Genomic DNA, 16,352 nt, shown 5'->3' with positions numbered 1-16,352 from the left:
GCCCGGTCAGAAGTCAGAGGGAAGATGGATTGCAGCCTCGACAGCGTCGAACGCAATACCACCCACTGTGCCGGGATGCGCTACCTCAGAGTAGCGGCCGGTGGCCCGTAGCGCTGTCGGAAATGAAGCGCTAGCGTGCCGGACAACTCCTACGCAAGTTGCAAGCCATGCGGGTCAGTCTGATGTACCAGATGCAAGGAGAAACAGCTGCTGGCGCAGATAGTACCTGCGCCCGCAGCTATCCATTAAATAGCGGATAAAGCCCCACGCCGGTGGGCAAACGGAAGGTCATGCCGAAATATACTGGCGCTCCTTGCTAGCCATCTCCCAGCCATGCAACCAGACCCTTGGGTCGCGTAGACGCCGCAGACGGTGTCGGCATGCGGCCTGGCACCGTAAGAAACCGATGGCTTCTGTGAAAGTTTCGCGCCGCGACGCGCACCGCCTGCTCGCCGGCCTGTGCGCCCTGCCCTCCGCAACCTCCCTGTGGGCCGACACCCCAGCGTCCAACAACACCCCCGCCGCGCGCCTGCCCACCGAGGCCTTTGCGCAGCTGCCCATGCTGTCCGGCCTGGCTTTGTCGCCGGACGGCAAGTACCTGGCCGGTTTGGTGAACATAGAAAACGACACCGTGCTAATCACGCGCGCCGTGGCTTCGGGCAGCCAGATGGTGTCGCTGTTGAAAAGCGACAACCAGCGCTTTTTCTTCAACTGGGTGAAATGGACCAGCGACGACCGCCTGGTGGCCAGCGTGCGCTATGCGGCTGTGCGCGGCAACGGCATAGGCACGCAGGAAACGCGCTTGATCTCGGTCAAACGCGACGGCAGCGAGTTGCTGCACATCAACCTGAAGGTCGACCGCGGCGGCAGCAGAGAGGCGTCCATCCCCAGCTTGCAGGTGCAGGACAACGTGGTCGACTGGCTGCCCGAAGACGGCAAGAACGTACTGCTGGCCCTGGGTGAAGGCAACGAAGGCTGGCCCGCCATCTACAAGCTGGACCTCACCACCGGGCTGCGCAGCGGCGTGCATGGCGCCAAGCGCGGCGTGTATGCGTGGATGCTGGACCGCAAGCACCAGGTACGCATAGGTGTGGCGCGCAACGGCGGGCGCTTCGAGATCATCGAACGCGCCGACCCGGGCGCCAACTGGCGCACGCTGTGGAGCTTCGAGCGCGACAGCCAAGCCACCGCCTGGCCGCTGGGCTTCGGCAAGGACCCGCAAGAACTCTGGATCCAGGCCTGGCACCAGGGCCATCTGGCGGTGTTCAGCGTCGACCTGGCCAACCCGGCCCTGCCGCGCACCCTGCGGCTGGCCAAGGCTGATACCGACATGGACGCCGGCCTGATGCACTCGCCACGCAGCGGCGAGATTGTCGGCCTGCGCATGACCACCGAATCGGGCAGCGACGACGCCCGCGACGCGCTGTGGGACCCCGAGCTGAAAGCCCTGGCCTTGATGATCGACCAGCAGCTGCCCGGGCGCTTCAACCGCCTGCTGTCTTTCAGCAACGACGAACAAAGCTATCTGCTGCACTCCAGCGGCAATGGCCGCCCCGGCCAGTACTTTGTGGGCCACCGTGCGCGTGGCGAGCTGGCCCTGCTCGGCGAAACCTACCCCCGCCTGCCGACCACCCAATTGACCGGCAAACAGACCGTGCGCATCGTCGCCCGCGACGGCCTGCCGCTGAATGCCTTCATCAGCCAGCCACGCGGCGCGGTACCGGGCAAGCCCTTGCCGCTGGTGTTGCTGCCCCATGGCGGGCCGCACAGCCGCGACGATGTCGACTTCGACAGCTGGACCGAATTCCTCACCAACCGCGGCTACTGCGTGCTGCAGGTCAACTTCCGCGGCTCGGATGGCGGCGGGCTGAAACACAAGCTCGCGGGCATGCAGCGCTGGGGCCTGGAGATGCAGGACGACCTGACCGATGCCGTGCAATGGGCCGTGGCCCAGCAGCTGGCCGACCCGCAGCGCCTGGCCATCGTCGGTGCCAGCTACGGCGGCTATGCGGCCTTGATGGGCGCCGTCAAAACCCCCACGCTGTACCGCTGCGCCATCAGCTTTGCGGGCGTCTGCAACCTGCTGGATCTGGTGTTTGAAGAGAGTGACTACATCGGTGGCGCCGCCGCCGTCGAGGCGCAGATCGGCAGCGTGTGGGGCGACCGCGAACGCCTGCGCGCCACCTCGCCCGCGCTGCAGGCCGACCGCATCCAGGCGCCGGTGCTGCTGGTGCACGGCAGTGTCGACCGCGTGGTGCCGGTCAGCCACAGCCAGGGCATGGCCGCCGCACTATCCCGCGCCGGCAAGCCCCACCGTTACGTAGAGCAAGAAGGCAGCGACCACCACCTCAGCCGCTACAGCCACCGGCTGGAGTTTTTCAAGCTGATGGAGGCCTTTCTGGCCCAGCACATCGGCCAGGCCGCCTAGCGGAAACCTGGGGCGGCGGCCCCGGGCTTAACCGCGCGCCGGAATCCCCAGCCCGCGGACCACGGCCGGCCGCTCCACGAACGCCGCCAGCACGCGCTGTACGTTGACGAACTCGGCAAAACCCACCAGCTCGCCCGCGCCGTAGAAGCCCACCAGGTTGCGCACCCAGGGGAAGATGGCGATGTCGGCAATCGTGTAGTCCTCGCCCATCATCCAGTCGCGGCCTTGCAGGTGCTGGTCCAGCACCGCCAGCAGGCGCTTGCTTTCGGCCACGTAGCGGTCGCGCGGGCGCTTGTCGTCAAAGTCCTTGCCGGCAAACTTGTGGAAGAAGCCCAGCTGGCCAAACATTGGCCCGATGCCGCCCATCTGGAACATCAGCCACTGCAGGCATTCGTAGCGCTGCGCCGCGTCGTGCGGGATGAACTTGCCGGTCTTCTCGGCCAGGTAGACCAGGATGGCGCCCGACTCAAACAGCGCCAGCGGCTTGCCGCCCGGGCCGTGCGGGTCCAGGATGGCCGGGATCTTGTTGTTCGGGTTCAGCGACAAGAAGGCCGGCGAGGTCTGGTCGTTCTTTTCGAAGCTCACCAGGTGCGGCTCGTAGGCCATGCCCATCTCCTCCAGCAGGATCGACACCTTGACGCCGTTGGGCGTAGGCAGCGAATACAGCTGCAAACGCTCCGGGTGCTGGGCGGGCCATTTCTGGGTGATGGGAAAGACGGAAATATCGGTCATGTGCGGTTGTCCTGTGGGAGTCAAAAGCTACGGCGTATCCGCCGCATCGGGCATTTTGGCGGCAGCCTGGCGCAGCTGCGTTTTACACACAAAAATGCCCATTCGCGCAATCCGGATGTGCGCCAGCAGCTATGCAATCAGGAGTAATCTGTGCATCCGCTGGATGCTTCAATACGGCAGGGCAAAACCGTTGCGGCCAGCGCTGATGCGCGAAATGGTCGGCTTGTCGCCCACCATCTGCGCCGTCAGCGACACGCTGGCGCCCGGCACCAGCAGGCTACGGTCGCCGGGCTTGAAGCTGACCACTGGCGCGTCCAGTGGCACCACGATGTCACGCGCGCCATCCTTGTATTTGAGCTGCATGGTCCGGCCCTTGGGTGTGGCCACCACGTCGGCCACCGTGGCATTGGTCATGGTGCTTTGCGGCAGCATGTCGAAGGGTCGGTGCCCCTCGCCCGCGCCGCGCGCCGATTCGGGGAACACCATCACCGCAATCGCACGCTCGCTGCCGTCCGGCTGCGGCATGGCCGCCGTGCCGATAAAGCTGCCCGGTTGGATGTCGGACATAGCCATCGGGTAGATCTCGGACACCGGCAGCGCATCGGGCAGCACCAGCTGCACCACCTCGCCGCTGCGGTCCTTCACCGTCAGCAAGCCCGGCGCCACGCTCTGCACCGTACCGCGCACCCGCACGCTGACCGCCGGCGGCGCCACCGCCTGGGCCAGACACAGGTTGGCAGCCAGACACAAGGCTAGGGCCGCAGTGCGGCGGGTTGTCAAAAGCATGGGGGGGCTCCAAGGTGGTGAAGCTGTGCAGTGTAGGCAGGCGTGCGGGGATAACGGGGCGCAGGGCTATTCGGGCACCGGGTTTACATGAAATCAGGCTCTGGCGCAGATAGATCCTGCAGCGGAGGCTATCAAAACAATAGTGGATCAGCCCTGCCGCAAACCCTGCAAGCGCTGGTGCGCCGCGTTGTCCACGTCGGCAGGCTGCTGCTGCTTGGCCTGCAGGTAGCGGTGGGTAAAGACGTCCAGATAGGCCTCCAGCGTCTGCGCGGCATGCGGCTCGCCGGCCAGCTCCAGGCAGAGGGCGGCCACCTCGGAGGTGCAGAAGTGGTCGTCGCGCCGCGACCTGCGCAGCTTGTAGCGCGAGATGCGGTCGGCCTGCAGGCTGAGCACCGGCAGCTTGTCGAGGTACGGGCTTTTGCGGAACATCTTGCGGGCCTCGGGCCAGGTGGCGTCCAGCAGCACGAACAGCGGGCGCTTGGCCTCGGCGTGGGCCACGGGTGGCAACAGGTCCGTCACCACCCGCTCGGGGGCCACAAACTCACCGGGGAACACCAGATACGGCTGCCACTGCGGGTCGGCCAGCAGGGCCAGCAGGGTCGGGTCGACCTCGGTGCGGGCCCAGCCAAAGGCCGAGGTATCGGCCACCACGTCGGCAATCAGCCAGCCGGTGTTGCTGGGTTTCAGCGGCTCGATGTCGGCCATCAGCAGGCAGACCCCGGCCTGGTTCGGATGACTGGGCAGCACCGGGCGCAGCGCGCACATGCAATGGCTGGGTGCCAGGCGGCAACCCGTGCAGCGCTCTACCTTCGAGCCGCCGCGGGCCAGAAAGGGCTTGGCGCTACGCGCTAAGCGGGTGCTGCGCAGGCGCGAGACTGCGTGGGGTGGGGTGTGGAACATGGGGGTATTGTCTCTGGGCGTGCTACGCCTAAGGCCGTGAGGCCAGCGCCTGCAAGAAATCGGCGTCTTTCCAGTAACCGCTGAAGTCGCTGTCTTGCTCGAACTGGGCCACGGGCTTGCCCAGGCGGCGGGCCACGGCGATGGCTTCCAGCATGCGGGCTTTGTCGCCGCTGACCGCGTAGTAGCAGGCCAGGTTGTACATCAGCGTGCCGTTGGTCTGCTTGGCCGGGTCAAACTTGGGGCCTATCAGCGTGGCCATCACCGCGGGTACCAGATCTTTGTCTTGCGGCGCCAGCTGGGCGTAAATGGCCAGCGTCTGGCTGGCGATGACGGTGATGTTGTAGGGCTGGCCGGGGTCTTTGCTGTAGTGGCCGATATGCGGGTGTACCTCGGCCAGGTAGTGCCGCACCAGCAGGCCCGCCGCCTTGAAGTCCTTTTGCCCGTTGTAGGCGTTGATCAGCTCCGCATAGGCCGCTGTCACGTTGGGCGCCAGCGCCTCGGCGTGCTCCTTGTCCTGGGCGAAGGTCTGCGCTTGCTTCAAGAAGGCAGGCAAGCCCGCCGCGCCCGGCAGCTTGGCCGCAGCGGTGGCGGTCTGCAGCACGCCGCGCAATGCGTGGTCCGATACCTTCTCGGCCGGCGGCTTCATCACATAGCTGAAGCGCGCCTTGGTCAGCGGCAGCAGCGTGCTGCCACTGCGCAGCTGCACCTGCATGCCGTCCAGCGTGCCTTTCAGATCGGGGACCTGCACCACCAGCTCCAGCGGCGTGGTCTGTGCCTTGTTGCTGCGCAGCTGGTTGAAGGCGCTGCTGGTTTCGTCTGCATCCAGCGTCACGCGCAGCATGGTGATGTCCAGGTCGTACGAGGTAGTCCACTGCAGCTGCAGCGCCGTGGGCAGCTGGCGCAGCTTGGGCCACAGCGGGCGCACCTCCACCTTCGGGCCCATGCCCTCGAAGCGCTTGCTCTTGCCCGGGTCGCGCAACCAGTAATGGGCCGGTGGCAGCGCCGCAAACTCCACCATGCCGGTGACCGCGATGTTGCGCGTCTCTGGCCCCTCAAACACCGGCCGCCAATCGGGCAGCAGGCCCTGCGTGGCGGCGGGCTGGCCCGTGCCCTTGGGGCGCACCACATACAGGCCAATGTCTTTTTCGTAATACGGCAGCAGCGCCGCTTCGCCGGAGCGCTCCATATAGGTCCGCATGTGCTGGGTGAACCAGGGGCTGGCGCCCGGCATGCTGGGCGCCGGGTCCCACCAGCGCATGTCGGAAAAGCGGTAGTCACCGCGCGCCTTGGCCACAAAGGTCTTGAACTGGACCACCTCGTTGCCCACGTGCAGCTGCGTGTGCGCGTCGCCAAACCAGTATCGCTCGGGCAGCCCGCCCGGCACGCCCCAGGCCTTCAGCGCCAGGCCAATGGTGGCGCCAAACAGCTGGCCGCCCAGGCCCTCTTCCAGGTGGTACTTGCGGCGGTCAAAGCCCACCACCGTCGCGCGCGGCGGCGGGCTGTCGCTGTAGCCGGCAAACTGCTCGGGCTCTACCTCTTTCCAGGCCTGCGGCCGGGTGCGGTAGTCCTTCAGGCAAGTGGCTTTCCAGCGCAGCGCTTCGGCCGAGTGTGTGCGCTGGTTGCAGTAGTTGTCGACCTGGTCGCGGTGGCGGGTGATATCCATGACCTGCGCCTTGCCTGCCTTCCAGATATAGGCCCAGGCCGTGGTGTCGGTGTTGTCAAACTCCACCACCTCGGCCTTGTCCAGCGTGGCCCACAGCTCGGTGGGACTCAGCGCATTGCCATTCAACGGCGGGCCATAGGCCTTGCGCTGCCGCTCGCCGGTGAACACCCAGTCGATGTAAAACAGCGGCGTGAACGCCACGCCCGAGGTGAACAGGTTGGACGGCTCGCGCATCGAATCCTGCAGCTCTCCCTGCGCGCTGAACTTCCACAAATACCCGCCCGCCACGGCCACCACCTGGCGGGTGCGCGGTATGGCAAACACACCCTCCACATCGCCATGCAGCACCTTGCGCACCTCCAGGTTCTGCGAGGCCGCTGTGTTGTCGGATAGCCGGGGGTACGGGTCGGCGGGCTTGGCCGCCAGGGCGGTGGACAAGGCGGCCCAGGTGCACAAGGCGGCGAGGGAGCGGGGTAAGGAGAGTGGCATGGACGTTGTGGGCGGCGCGGCAGGGCCTGCATTGTCGGGGCTGCGGCGGTGGCGCTCGGCGCGGGCTGGGGCGGGGGGCACCGCGTGTTGGCTCCGTAGATGGCCGGTGCGGCGGTTAACGCAGCCGGACACGACTGAACGCATGCATGGTGCGCACAACAAAATCCGCCCTCTGCGCAGGTATTGTCTGCGCAAGAAGCTATCAAAACACTAGCAAATCACGCCGCAGGCCGGTGTACCGCTGCCTCAGCCGGCACCATGGGCAACTCACGCATCCTCGCCCCCCTCCATCAACACCCCGCGCCGCGCCAGCCGCTCGCGCGCTTCCAGCAGAGCCTGGTGCAGGTGCTGCTCCAGCTCGGCCTTGGGTGGTAGTTCGGTCCAGTATTCGGCCACGGTGATGCCGTCTTTGTGCATTTGCAGCAGCTCCACTTGCTCGCGGCTGGATTCGGCGCACAGGATGAGGCCGATGGGCGCCTCTTCGCCTGGCTCGCGTTCATGCTTGTCCAGCCATTTCAAATACAGCTCCATCTGGCCTTTATGGGCGGCTTTAAAGCGGCCCAGCTTCAGCTCAATCGCCACCAGCCGGCGCAGGCGGCGGTGGTAGAACAGCAGGTCCAGGTAAAAGTCTTCGCCATCGATCACCATGCGCTTTTGCCGTTCCACAAACGCAAAGCCCCGGCCCAGCTCCAGAATAAAGGCCTCTAGCTGGCGCAAGATGGCGTCTTCCAAATCGGCCTCGTCGTGGCCCTGGCGCAGGCCCAGGAAGTCTAGGAAATACGGGTCTTTGAAGACGAGGGCGGGGTTGGTCTGCGAGGCAAAAGCAGGCTCAGTCGGAGTGGATGGAGGGACTTGCAATGCGGCAAGCTCCGCGCGCTCGTAGGCTTTGCGTTCGATCTGGTGGCGCAGCTCTCGCACGCTCCAGGTGTTAGTGGCAGCTTGGCTGGCGTAAAACTGGCGGGCGGGCTCGGTTTTGAGCGGCAGCAGGTTCACAAAATGGCTCCAGCTCAATTGTCGCGACAGCGTCGCGACAATCTCGGGCTGAGGAAAAGTCTGGGCAAACTGCACCATGCGGCGCAGGTTTTTGGCTTCAAATCCACGGCCAAACTCCTGTGCCAACTGATCCCCCACACGGTTGATCAACTGGTCACCGTACTTGGCACGGTCCGCGCCGCCCAACACCTCGGTCCGCAGCCGCTGCCCCACTGCCCAATACAAGCGCGTCAGTTCGGCATTGACTGCACCGGCCAGGCGCTGTCGGCTGCTGGCAATGAGCGCACGCAGTTCCGCGTGCAAGCCGTCCGCAGCTGCAGGAAGCACCTCACTCATGGCAGCACCTCCGCGGCAGTCGCGGCATGGATGAACAGCCGCTGATGGCCTTCCACTTCGTGCAGAAGCGAGGCACCTGCCTTGTGAAACACCATGGTGAAATCCTTTCTGCATTGGGCCGATTAGGGAATAAGGATGTTAGTGGAAGACGCATGCCCCGGGCATGCAAACAGGGGCCACCCCAGCCTCGCAGTGCGCACCTTGCGCGCCCACACCAAATCCCCCACAACGCCCTTTGCCACGCGTTCTGACCACAATACCGCCCTGACCCTCTCAACCAACAAGGAGCAACGATGGGAACCATGGTGAATTTCGCACGGCCCGATGGCAAAACCGTGCAGGGCTATCTGGCCGAGCCGGCCGCAAGCAATGCCCCGGCCATTGTGGTCATCCAGGAATGGTGGGGGCTGAACGACCAGATCAAGGGCGTGGCCGACCGCCTGGCCGCTGCCGGCTTTCAGGCGCTGGTGCCCGACCTGTACCGCGGCAAAGCCACGGTAGAAGAGGAAGAAGCCCACCACCTGATGACCGGCCTGGACTTCGGCGACGCCGCTGGCCAAGACATCCGCGGTGCGCTGCAGTTCCTCAAACCCCGCGCATCCAAGGTGGGCCTGACCGGCTTCTGCATGGGCGGCGCCCTCACCCTGCTGGCCGCCCAGTCCCCCGAGCTGGACGCCGCCGTCGTCTGGTACGGCTGCCCGCCGCTGGAATACATCGACGCCAGCAAAATCAAGATTCCGCTTCAAGGCCACTGGGCCACGCAGGACCAGTTCTTCAAGATCGACACCGTGGCCGCGCTGGAAGAAAAGCTAGGCGCAGCCGGCGTGGACTTTGAGTTCCACCGCTACCTAGCCCACCACGCCTTCGCCAATGAAGAAGCCGTCGGCCCCGGCCGCATTGCGGCCACGCAGTACGACCCGGTGTGGGCGCAACAGGCCTGGGACCGTGCGCTGCGGTTCTTTGGGAAGCACTTGGGGTGAGCTGACGCATACGGCCATGGCTCTGAAATAGCGCTGGAAAAGGACTCCATTGCCTACCTCAAGGCCATTGCCGCAGAAAATGCAGGCATCTTCCATAAGGACTCTTCGTGTCAGACTCCATCGTCATCCAGCAACCCGCCCTGCAGGCCCAGCAACTCATGGTGCTACACCACGGCGAGGGCGGCAGTGCACGGCACATGGAGCCCCTGGGGCGGCGCCTGGCCGCGCATTTCCCCCATGCTTTCATCGTCAGCGTGCAGGCGCCGTACCGCTACGACGGGGCTACCCCCCAGCCTGCCGACGCAGAGGTGCGCGGCCAGTGGTTCCCGACGCAAGACATCGATGACGACCAGCGCGCCACACGCGTGGCACAGGCCGTGCCCGCCTTTGTGCACAACCTGCGCTACTGGCAAACCCAGAGTGGCGTAGGGTCGGATGCCACGGCCATCTTTGGCTTTGCACAGGGCGCCACCATGGCGCTGGAAGCCGCGCAGGTCGAACCCGCGCTGGCCGCACGCATCATCGTGCTGTCCAGCCGCTATGCGCAGCTGCCCAGCAGCGCACCCGAGAAGACCACGCTGCATTTCATCCACGGCAAGGCGGACCCCGTCATCCACTACGGCCACTGCGTGTCCGCCGCAGAGCGCCTGGTGGGACTGGGCGGCGACCTTACGGCAGACGTCATCCCCTTCCTGGCACATGATGTGACCGACGAAGTCATGGACTTGGTGCTCGAACGCCTGACAGGCCATATTCCCAAACACCAATGGGAAGAAGTGCAAAAAGCAGCTGCGCAGCAGCAGGCAGCTAGCCCGCCGCCCACACCGTAGCCTGTATGCCAAATAGGCTGCTAGCGCAGGTGAAATCTGCGCTAGCAGCTATCAAATCATGAGCAAACCAGCACACCACAGCTTTAAAACGCCCGAGCAGCTCCACGCCTGGCTGCAGGTGAACCACGCCAGCGAGACTGAGCTGTGGGTGCGCATCTTCAAAAAGGCCACCGGCCAGCCCTCCGTCACCTGGGACGATTGCGTGGTGGCCGCCATCACATGGGGCTGGATCGACGGGCTGCGCAACGCCCTGGACGACACCTCGTTTCTGCAACGCCTGACGCCACGCCGCGCGCGCTCCAACTGGTCGCAGAAAAACGTGCAGCATGCCGAGCGGCTGATAGAGCAAGGGCGCATGCAAGCCGCTGGTCTGGCGCATGTAGAGGCCGCGCGCAGCGATGGGCGCTGGGCCACAGCCTACGCCGGCAGCGCCACCATGGTGATGCCCGAAGATTTTTTGGCGGCGCTGCAACAAGACCCCGCTGCCCACGCTTTCTACGCCACGCTCAAACGCCAGAGCCAGTTCACCATTTACCACCGGCTGCACAGCGCCAAGCGGCCGGAAACCCGGCAGAAGCGCATGGCAGAGCTGCTGGCAAAGTTGGGGCGTGGAGAAAGCCCTTGATATTTGCCGTCAGCGCGAGGGGCATGTAAGCGCTAGTTTTGTGAGCCCAATTGGCGTGTAGCTCCTGTGGAATATGCGCAAGCAGCTATTGAATAAGTAGCGTCATGCCTTGGGCGTAAAGCGCATGGTCCCGCTTGGGGTCCGTGGTTGTGTTCCCGTTGCTGTGCGTGGCCGGCCCGCCGGACGGCACCTCGTCAATCACCTATGCACGTTGCCACACTAAATAAACCAATGTCGTGATATTTAACTTATGGCAAACCAAGCTTTTCTGCCACACGTTTAAAGACATCACTCCAACTGCCTCCGGATAACGCATGGTCGGTGGAGAACTTTGCTGCCCCCGAGCGACTCTTCTTAACGATCACGTTCCCATTCTCTGCAACTAGGCAATAGTCTTGCTTCTTCCAGTCTCTAAGCGTCCATGCCTGCGGTCCTTCTACTATCCAGTCCGGCAACGGTCCCACAGCGGCTAACTCCGCCAAGAACTCGCTGACGTCTCGGTATCTTCCGTCAATCGAGGTTGCTCGCCGCAAAGACCTGACAAGCTTGCGCGGCACGTATGCAGGGATCTTCGTCCAATCTAACAACATACCTCTTTGAATCCGGTCACGTAAGCAATCATCCACGAACAGGCACTCATCAGCATAAGAAACATTGTCGTACCGTAGCCCCTCAAGCTTCTTAATCTGTGCAGTTTTGAGGTGCTCTGTAAGGAGCTCACTCAACTGTCCGCCAAATAGTAAGTACCCAATAAGACCTGCTTGATAGCAGTCTGATGAAAAGTTAAAACGTCCTTGGTCACCAAATGCTTCTGGCGGCCTATAGAGGACACTATGTTTTGATGCCGGTACGACATTAGCACCTGCGGCCATTCGACGCACCGAGCCGAAATCTGCAATTAATAAGGTGTCATCGTGGATCAAAAGGTTTTGCGGCTTAATGTCTCTGTGAACAAGCCGTAGAGGCTCTGAATGAAGTGCCGTAAGGCCGGAGAGCAGTTGTCGCAGGAGTCGGAGCGCTAATCGAATGGGAATTGGACGCTCTTGGATATATGAACTCAGGTCTCCATAATTTGCATACGGTGTCATAAAAAATGAGCAGCCATGCATTAAGTTCCTCGCGTCGAGGACCTTCATAACGTTTTCATGATTAATTGCGGCAATGAGGGCAGGCTCTTGCTCCATCTCATTCGGGGCATGGAAATAAATCTTCAGTGCAACGTCCCGTTGCAGTACGTTATGCCTTCCCAACAATACGTACCCATTCGCACCTGAGTCATTGAACTGGTGTGGTTCAAACTCCGGAAATCTTTTCAACGCTTCATGTGCCTCTGCGGGCAGCGCAGAAATATCAATCGCCATAGTTATGCAGGAAGACGTTCGAAGGCTAAGTCGTAGGCAAGTCCAAGATCAACAGTTTCCGGCCGACAGGTCTTAAGTCCACCTTGTTTTCTATCCGTGGCTTTAATTGTTGCGGGATGGACAAACTCAACGGTACACGGCGAGGCCGCAAGCAATACACCTTCGGTTAAAAATGTTGATGCACTACCGGCCCCTTGACCGGCACTCGCGCGACGATTTACTACGATGCAGTCAATGACGTTAACGGCGCAGAACGACTTAAAAGCCTGCACAAAAGACTCGACATCATCACGCGTCGGATTTTTAGGAATTTCGAGTTTATTTACCTTGCTCCGAACCGCAAGGTGTTGATTTCTAGTTCCAGACAGAGCAACGAGTCGCGCAATATTGCTCTTTAAAATTACACCTAAAACTACCATAAGTACGTCCGCCTTCTTGTTAAATTTAATAGTCGAACTTCCGACTAACCACCGCTCTCAAAGGGCATCCGCGACGCACAGGAACTCAGCGCCGGAATCAATGCAGCTATCACGCCATTAGCCCCAAGTGTTTCTAATTGCAACGTCCGCCGCATGATGCATGGCAAAGCAGCAAAAATGACTCGCACCGACCGCGTTAGTCCCCCATATGTATGAAGCACGCCAGCCGTAGAACTTGACGGCTAAGACTAAAACCAACTCTGCTAAATTGCCCCGCATGCCCCCAGCACGCCCCCGAGCCCCCGCCAAGCCCACCCTCGCCGACCGCCTATTCGCCCGCGGCGACCGCTTCTTGCGCATCGCCCTCAGCCACTACGTGACCAACGGTCTGAGCGTGACCTTGGGGCTGGTGGTGATCATGTTGCTGATCTTTGAATCGGCCGGGCTGGCCGGGGCGTCGAGTGCGGCGGTGGGGGTGATGGTTACCAGCCTGCCGGACGTGCCGGCGCCGCGGCGCCGCAAGATCATGCAGATGCTGCCGGCGCCGCTGCTGGGCACGCCGCTGTTCATGCTGGTACAGCTAGTGCGCGAAGACGTGTTGCTGCTGGGCGTGGTGCTGGTGGCCGGCACCTTCTTGGCGGTGATGCTGATGGCCTGGGGCAAGCGCGGCGGGCCGTTGACGTTTTCGCTGCTGTTCTCGATGCTGTTTTCCATGGCCGCGCCGCCGGTGGGTGCGCTGGAGCAGATCCTGGAACACGGGGGCTGGTTTGCGCTGGGGGCGGCGCTGTACCTGGTGTGGGGCGTGCTGACCACCCACTGGCTGAACACCCGCTTCCGTACCCAGCTGCTGGCCGAGTGCCTGCACAGCTTTGCGCAGATTCTGCGCACCCAGGCGCAGCGCTTTGCGCCCAACGCCGATCCGCAATCTCTGTTGGCCCGCATGCTGGAGCAACAGGCCACGCTGGCCGACCACCTGCAGAACACCCGCGACGTGGTGCTCGAATCGCCCACCACGCCAGCCCGCACCCGGCTGGCGGCCATGCTGCTGGGCCTGCTGGAGGCGCGCGACCACCAGCTGGCCTGCGACCTGGATCTGGACACCTTGCTCAAGCATGAGGGCAGCACGGCCACCCTGCCGGCGCTGCAGCAGGTGCTGAACACCACCGCCCAGCAGCTGGAGGCGCTCAGCCTGTCGATGCTGCTGGGCCGCAGCATGCAGGCGATTGCGCCGATTGCCGACCTGCGCACCGCGCTGGCCGGTGTGCTGCCGCCGCGGCCCGACCCGGCCATGCTGGTGCCCGGCCCGCTGACCACCGGCACGCCGGACGCGATGGCGCTGCTGCACAACATGGCCGACCGCATAGGTCACATCAACGACGAGGCCATGCACCTGGCCGCCCTGGCGCGCGGCGATGCGGCGCCCGAGCTGGCGGCGGTGCGCACCCAGTGGCAGCTGTTCGTCAGCCCCACACGCTGGGCGATTGCGCCGCTGCTGGGCCAGCTGACCTGGCGCGCCCCCACCCTGCGCTACGCGCTGCGCGCCACGCTGGCGGTGGGCGTGGGCTACATCGTGTCGCTGCACCTGCCGTGGGCGGCGCACAAGTACTGGATATTGACCACCATCGTGGTGGTGATGCGCGGCAATCTGGCGCAGACCCTGCAGCGGCGCGACGCGCGGGTGGCCGGCACGGTGCTGGGCTGCCTGCTGGTGATGGCGCTGCTGGCCACCCACCCCGGGGCGCGCACGCTGTTCCTGGTGATTGCGCTGGGCATGGGGCTGGCCCATGCGTTTGCGCTGCGCCGCTACCTGTACACCACCATCTTCGCCACCCTGGCCGGGCTGCTGCAAGCGCACATCCTGCTGGTGGGCGCGGCCCCCACCTTTGCGGTGGGCGAGCGGCTGGCCGACACCTTGCTGGGCGCGGCCCTGGCCTGGCTGTTCAGCTATGTGCTGCCGGCCTGGGAACGCAGCCAGCTGCCGGGCCTGGTGCGGCGCAGCCAACAGGCCCAGCTGCAGCACGCCAAGCTGGCGCTGGCGCTGGGCGAGCCCGCGCAGACATCGGATTTGCCCTGGCGGCTGGCGCGCCGCGAGGCCTACGACAGCCTGTCGGCCCTGACCCTGGCCACCCAGCGCAGCCTGGCCGAGCCCAGCGAGGTGCGGCCGGCGCTGGCGCCGCTGGAGGCGGTGCAGGCGCGCAGCTACCAGCTGCTGGCCCAGCTAACCGCGGTGAAGTCGCTGCTGCTGCTACGCCGCGCCCAGCTGGACATGGCGGTGGCCACGCCGGCGCTGCAAGAGGCGGCGCGGCAAATCGCCCAGGAGCTGGCGGCCACGGCCGCGCCCAAGGACACACCGGCGCCCGCCGATGCCCCCACCATCGTCGGCCAACCGTTTCTGCCCAAACCCGACCCGCTACTGGCCGACGACCTGACTCCCTGGCTGCTGCGCCGGCTAACCCTGGCCACATCCATGGCGCGCGAGCTGCAGCAGGCATCGGCCCTGGCCCAGCTGCGCCAGCCGCCCGCGGGTGCCAAAGCCTGAATGCTATGCAAAACGTAGCTACCTGCGCTGGTAGTACCTGCGCCAACGGCCGATTTGGTTCTAAGTCCACCGCATGAACCAGCCACCCAGCCCCCTGGGCCAGCTGCCGCGCGGCATCTGGGTGCTGGGCTTTGTGAGCCTGCTGATGGACATCTCGTCGGAGATGGTGCACAGCCTGCTGCCGCTGTTCATGGTGACGGTGCTGGGCACCAGTGCCTTGACGGTGGGCATCATCGAAGGGCTGGCCGAGTCCACGGCGCTGATCGTCAAGGTGTTCTCGGGCACGCTGAGCGACTACCTGGGCCGGCGCAAAGGCCTGGCGCTGCTGGGCTACGGCCTGGGCGCGCTGACCAAGCCGCTGTTTGCCATCGCCCCCGGCATGGGCCTGGTGCTGACCGCCCGGCTGCTGGACCGCGTGGGCAAAGGCATCCGCGGCGCGCCGCGCGATGCGCTGGTGGCCGACATCGCACCGGCGCATCTGCGCGGCGCGGCGTTTGGCCTGCGCCAGTCGTTGGACACGGTGGGCGCCTTCATCGGCCCGCTGCTGGCCGTGGGGCTGATGCTGTTGTGGGCGAATGACTTCCGGGCGGTGTTCTGGGTGGCGGTAGTGCCCGGCCTGCTGGCCGTGGCACTGCTGTTCTTTGGCCTGCAGGAGCCGGCGCCCCAGCCCGGCGCCAAGCGCAGCAACCCGATCCGCCGCGAGAACCTGCGCCAGCTCAGCCCCGCCTACTGGTGGGTGGTGGGCCTGGGCGCGGTGTTCACGCTGGCGCGCTTCAGCGAGGCTTTCTTGGTGCTGCGGGCCCAGCAGGGCGGCATGCCGCTGGCCCTGGTGCCGCTGGTGATGGTGGCAATGAACCTGGTGTACGCCGCGTCGGCCTATCCGTTCGGCCAGCTGTCGGACCGCATGGGGCACAAGCCGCTGCTGGCCATCGGCCTGCTGGTGCTGGTGGCCGCCGACCTGGTGCTGGCCTACAGCAGCCACTGGGGCGTGGTGCTGGCCGGGGTGGCGCTGTGGGGCGTGCACATGGGCATCACCCAGGGCCTGCTGGCCACCATGGTGGCGGCCACCGCGCCGCCCGCGCTGCGCGGCACGGCGTTTGGCCTGTTCAACCTGGTCAGCGGCCTGGCGATGCTGCTGGCCAGTGTGCTGGCAGGCCTGCTGTGGGACGGCTGGGGCGCGGCCGCTACGTTTTATGCCGGGGCGGGTTTTTGCGTGCTGGCGCTGCTGGGGCTGGCCTGGCAACCGGGCGCGCGCAGGGGCGGCGTTTAAA

At 64.5% G+C, this 16,352-nt stretch carries 13 protein-coding genes; 6 read left to right on the top strand and 7 right to left on the bottom strand.

The genetic code is table 11. The features are described from left to right. The first annotated feature begins 406 nt into the window (after positions 1–406). Positions 407–2,428, top strand: a complete 2,022-nt coding sequence (locus tag BLT66_RS20085; protein WP_092760445.1) for an alpha/beta hydrolase family protein — start codon at positions 407–409, stop codon at positions 2,426–2,428. Between the two features lie 27 nt (positions 2,429–2,455). On the opposite strand, the gene BLT66_RS20080 is transcribed toward BLT66_RS20085, so the two are convergent. The 5 genes from BLT66_RS20080 to BLT66_RS20060 form a co-directional block, all read right to left on the bottom strand. Next, complete coding sequence (locus BLT66_RS20080; protein WP_092760443.1) at positions 2,456–3,160, bottom strand: glutathione S-transferase N-terminal domain-containing protein; 705 nt, start codon at positions 3,158–3,160, stop codon at positions 2,456–2,458. A 168-nt stretch (positions 3,161–3,328) separates the two neighbouring features. Further along, the gene (locus BLT66_RS20075) at positions 3,329–3,946 is read right to left on the bottom strand and encodes a hypothetical protein (protein ID WP_092760441.1); all 618 of its coding nucleotides are present in this window, start codon (positions 3,944–3,946) and stop codon (positions 3,329–3,331) included. Positions 3,947–4,093: 147 nt separating this feature from the next. Beyond that, positions 4,094–4,846 (bottom strand): tRNA-uridine aminocarboxypropyltransferase, encoded by a 753-nt coding sequence (locus BLT66_RS20070; protein WP_092760439.1) that lies wholly within the window; start codon positions 4,844–4,846, stop codon positions 4,094–4,096. Positions 4,847–4,874: 28 nt separating this feature from the next. Beyond that, positions 4,875–7,079 carry a TPR end-of-group domain-containing protein gene (locus BLT66_RS27275; RefSeq protein WP_143029250.1) on the bottom strand — a complete coding sequence of 735 codons (2,205 nt, stop codon included), beginning with the start codon at positions 7,077–7,079 and terminating at the stop codon, positions 4,875–4,877. 186 nt (positions 7,080–7,265) lie between these two features. Beyond that, positions 7,266–8,327, bottom strand: a complete 1,062-nt coding sequence (locus tag BLT66_RS20060) for a PDDEXK nuclease domain-containing protein (RefSeq protein WP_092760435.1) — start codon at positions 8,325–8,327, stop codon at positions 7,266–7,268. A 293-nt stretch (positions 8,328–8,620) separates the two neighbouring features. Here BLT66_RS20060 and BLT66_RS20055 point away from each other — a divergent pair, with 293 nt between their 5' ends. The 3 genes from BLT66_RS20055 to BLT66_RS20045 all read left to right on the top strand — a co-directional run bounded on the left by BLT66_RS20055 (position 8,621) and on the right by BLT66_RS20045 (position 10,762). Then, on the top strand, positions 8,621–9,307 hold the full coding sequence (locus BLT66_RS20055; protein WP_369821621.1) for a dienelactone hydrolase family protein: 687 nt from the start codon (positions 8,621–8,623) through the stop codon (positions 9,305–9,307). 107 nt (positions 9,308–9,414) lie between these two features. After that, positions 9,415–10,137 carry an esterase gene (ypfH, locus tag BLT66_RS20050; protein WP_092760433.1) on the top strand — a complete coding sequence of 241 codons (723 nt, stop codon included), beginning with the start codon at positions 9,415–9,417 and terminating at the stop codon, positions 10,135–10,137. 58 nt (positions 10,138–10,195) lie between these two features. Then, the gene (locus tag BLT66_RS20045) at positions 10,196–10,762 is read left to right on the top strand and encodes a YdeI/OmpD-associated family protein (RefSeq protein ID WP_092760431.1); all 567 of its coding nucleotides are present in this window, start codon (positions 10,196–10,198) and stop codon (positions 10,760–10,762) included. 248 nt (positions 10,763–11,010) lie between these two features. On the opposite strand, the gene BLT66_RS20040 is transcribed toward BLT66_RS20045, so the two are convergent. Together BLT66_RS20040 and BLT66_RS20035 are read right to left on the bottom strand one after the other, a co-directional pair. After that, the gene (locus tag BLT66_RS20040; RefSeq protein ID WP_092760429.1) at positions 11,011–12,123 is read right to left on the bottom strand and encodes a protein kinase domain-containing protein; all 1,113 of its coding nucleotides are present in this window, start codon (positions 12,121–12,123) and stop codon (positions 11,011–11,013) included. Positions 12,124–12,125: 2 nt separating this feature from the next. Next, entirely contained in the window at positions 12,126–12,542 is a 417-nt protein-coding gene (locus BLT66_RS20035) for a DUF3010 family protein (RefSeq protein ID WP_092760427.1), read from the bottom strand. Positions 12,543–12,819: 277 nt separating this feature from the next. Here BLT66_RS20035 and BLT66_RS20030 point away from each other — a divergent pair, with 277 nt between their 5' ends. Together BLT66_RS20030 and BLT66_RS20025 are read left to right on the top strand one after the other, a co-directional pair. Further along, positions 12,820–15,081: an FUSC family protein gene (locus BLT66_RS20030; protein WP_092760425.1), complete on the top strand. Its 2,262-nt coding sequence runs from the start codon at positions 12,820–12,822 to the stop codon at positions 15,079–15,081. A 73-nt stretch (positions 15,082–15,154) separates the two neighbouring features. Next, complete coding sequence (locus BLT66_RS20025) at positions 15,155–16,351, top strand: MFS transporter (RefSeq protein WP_092760423.1); 1,197 nt, start codon at positions 15,155–15,157, stop codon at positions 16,349–16,351. Position 16,352: the final 1 nt, after the last annotated feature.

This window comes from Rhodoferax sp. OV413 (genome assembly GCF_900104385.1).
In the GTDB taxonomy this organism is placed as follows: domain Bacteria; phylum Pseudomonadota; class Gammaproteobacteria; order Burkholderiales; family Burkholderiaceae_C; genus Rhodoferax_B.
Note: the sequence above shows the minus strand (reverse complement) of the source record. Positions and strands in the feature narration are given on the sequence as shown.